Annotated in this window: 2 protein-coding genes; one reads left to right on the top strand and one right to left on the bottom strand. The window is 38.5% G+C overall.

Features of this window, described 5'->3' with window-relative positions:
* The first annotated feature begins 563 nt into the window (after nucleotides 1-563).
* The gene (locus CSW60_RS22875) at nucleotides 564-1,250 is read left to right on the top strand and encodes a RepB family plasmid replication initiator protein (protein WP_099539390.1); all 687 of its coding nucleotides are present in this window, start codon (nucleotides 564-566) and stop codon (nucleotides 1,248-1,250) included.
* Nucleotides 1,251-1,432: 182 nt separating this feature from the next.
* Here the strand turns inward: CSW60_RS22875 and CSW60_RS23340 are convergent, their stop codons facing one another.
* Nucleotides 1,433-2,125, bottom strand: a complete 693-nt coding sequence (locus tag CSW60_RS23340; protein WP_143324265.1) for a hypothetical protein — start codon at nucleotides 2,123-2,125, stop codon at nucleotides 1,433-1,435.
* Nucleotides 2,126-3,017: the final 892 nt, after the last annotated feature.

The raw sequence follows: 3,017 nt of genomic DNA, 5'->3' as shown, positions 1-3,017 counted from the left end.
GGAACGTGGAATACCGGAAGGAGCATAGCGACTGAGGATATGCCGCGAAAGCCCTTGATTGTTGCTGCAGCGACCCAGCCTATGACGATGGGTGGTTTGTAGCGCAGCGTAAGACCACCCTCGAGCCACATGGCGGCGAATGGCTTCCCCGCAGGGGAACGGGAAGGGGAGATCAAATCGCGTCGCTAGACGCATTCCTGAGCCGTTAGGCGATGCCTTTTTAATTAAATTCTGAGCGGCCGCGAAGTCCTTATTTAAGATTTGTAAAAATAGTTTTCCACAGCTGAAAATGTTTAATCTTGTTTTTTCTTGTTTTTATTCTTGTTTTTAAAGGCTCGGAAACCCGCTACCAGTAAGGGTTATAGAGCATCGTTGACGACAGATTCCGTGTTTAAAGACGACAGATTCCGTGTTTAAAGACGACAGATTCCGTGTTTAAAGACGACAGATTCCGTGTCCTATCCACAGGATAGGACGACAAATATTTTAACTGTCGTCTTATTTATTTTAACGAAATAATATGTTAAAAGTCGTTTAAACGACAAAAACAGTGTGGCTATGTTATGGATAATGTACTTGTAACAAAATCTAATCATCTTGTTGAGGCTGGCTATAAATTAACTTTAAACGAACAGCGACTTATTCTTATTTTTATTTCTCAACTTGACAGCAGAAAACCTCTTCCTAAAGATAATGATTTTGTTATTACCGCTACAGGCTTTTCTAAAATGTTCAACGTCTCTTTAAATCAATCTTATGAAATTTTAGAAGATGCGGCCTCTCGGTTATATGAGCGCGATATTAAAACCTTTGATAAACTAGCCAAAACTAGGGGCAGATTTCGCTGGGTTGACGCTGTAAAATATTGGGACGGTGAAGCCAAAGTTACTCTTAGCTTTTCTCGATACATTGTTCCTTATCTTACGTTACTACATCAACAATTTACTACTTACGAACTTAAGCAGGTTAGTCAATTAAAAACGGCATATTCAATTAGATTCTACGAGCTTCTTATTCAATTTATTAAAACAGGCGAACGTTATATATCTTTAGAAAAACTAAGGGATTTATTTGAGATAACAAAAGAATATCCTCGATTTTTTGATTTTAAAAAAAGAATAATAACTCCATCAATAAATGAAATAAATTTGAATACAGATCTGTGTGTTGAATGGGATGTAGTAAAAAAAGGAAGGGTTATTATTGGCCTTTCTTTTATATTCCAAGAAAGAAACAACAAAAATTCGTAAGTATTCAGAGCCGATAAGTGAAAGAAGAGAAACAATGTTGATTAAAGAAAAATTACAAGCCGCACTGGCGAATGAAGTGCGCGCTTATACGTTGACTTTTGCCAACGTTTTTTAAATAAAAATGGCGATTTTAATCGCCATTCAATAATATCTAAAAAAGTATCAAGGTATAATTGATGTCATTATTTAACTAAAGTCCTTCCAATGCGATTACCAAAAATACCCGTGTGACAACCACTCAAATGGGTAGCCAATCGACCAATTCCAGTTGCACCAAAACGATTAACTCGCATTTTTTGAAAACCTGCGAGTCCAAGGTTCGCAGTTTGTTCCTTCATGACAGCAAATTTTCCATAACCAAGTTCACGTACACCCTTAAATTGATGTTCCATTCCAAAATTTACCACATGGGGATATGCTCCTTTTTTTTGCAATAGATAGCCTTCTGTGGGATTTATTCCTGATGCCGCTGCTTTTGCGGAAGTAAGATACTTTCTAGCAGGAGCATATTGGCTAATTACTCCCGTTGCTGCTTGCTTCTTCATACCACTCCATTTTCCATAATCAAATTTACGAGCCCCCCTGAATTGATGCTCCATTCCAGAATTTAGCGCATAGCGATACTCTCCTTGATTTCGCGGGCGATATCTTTCGTGTCCAAAAAGGAAAGAGAAAATTGATCTTAGTAATCCTGGGTGATGATTTGACAAAGCGTACGGTCGATCATTTTCATATGAAATTCTAGCTTTAGCTGTAGTAGCAATCGCTCCTTGCTCTGCCGTTGCATATGCCATTGCCGATGCCGACGTTGCAATCAAAGAAGATGCTAAGAATACAGTAGTTACAATAAGTTTTGGGGATGATGAGGTTTTCATGATACAACTCCTCGAAAATCAAAAAAAAAGAATAGGTTTTTTGCTACCGCTCAACCTACACTAATTTTAGTATAAAAATTGAACAATATATTCTTTCCTTACTAAAACTCAAATTTTGCGATCGGATTTTGAAAAAACATAATTTATAAAAAAAATGGCGACCAGAGTCGCCATTCCACAAGTTGTATCAGGATTTACTATGTCATGTTCATTCACTTTGAGTATAGGCTTTAACGCTGTGTTTTGCATATTTTAAAGAGGTTTTTTTGTTCTTTAGCGACAACAACATGAAGGCAAAGCGGTTCACTTTGGAGCGAACAATGATATAAAGAGCGCAAGAGATGAAGGGGTTGAATAACCTAGTTATTGTGTTATTAGCTATACTTATTTTGGGTGCTGCAGAATTAATCTCAACAACTTGTAATTCCTTACAACATTACAGCAGAATCCTGTTGCACCCACTGCATGTATTTCAAAACCTCAAAAATTGCGATTTAAAACACAATCCATTTTCTTTAATCAAACCTACCACAAGAAAAAAAGACGTTCTCTATCGCTCAGGAATTGCGCCTACGGCGCGTTTTTGATTTCCCCTTCCCGTTCCCCTACGGGGAAGCCATTCGCCGCCATGTGGCTCGAGGGTGGTTTTACGCTGCGCTACAAACCACCCATCGACCTAGGCTGGGTCGCTGCGTCAGCGTCAAGGACTACTCGTCGCTACGCTCCTGCGTTCCTCCTTGACCCCGACTCCGCTTAAGGAGAAATGGCACACCTTTCGCAACTCGTTGCTGATTTATAAGGCAATGAAAATAAAATAAATTATTTTGAATTTAAAAAATGACTCGCAATAAAAAACCAAAACAGCTTAAAAGCGGGCAAAAAGCCGTATGCA

The sequence above is a fragment of the Caulobacter sp. X genome (assembly GCF_002742635.1).
Lineage (GTDB): Bacteria > Pseudomonadota > Alphaproteobacteria > Caulobacterales > Caulobacteraceae > Caulobacter.
This window is presented reverse-complemented; position numbering and strand designations above follow the sequence as displayed.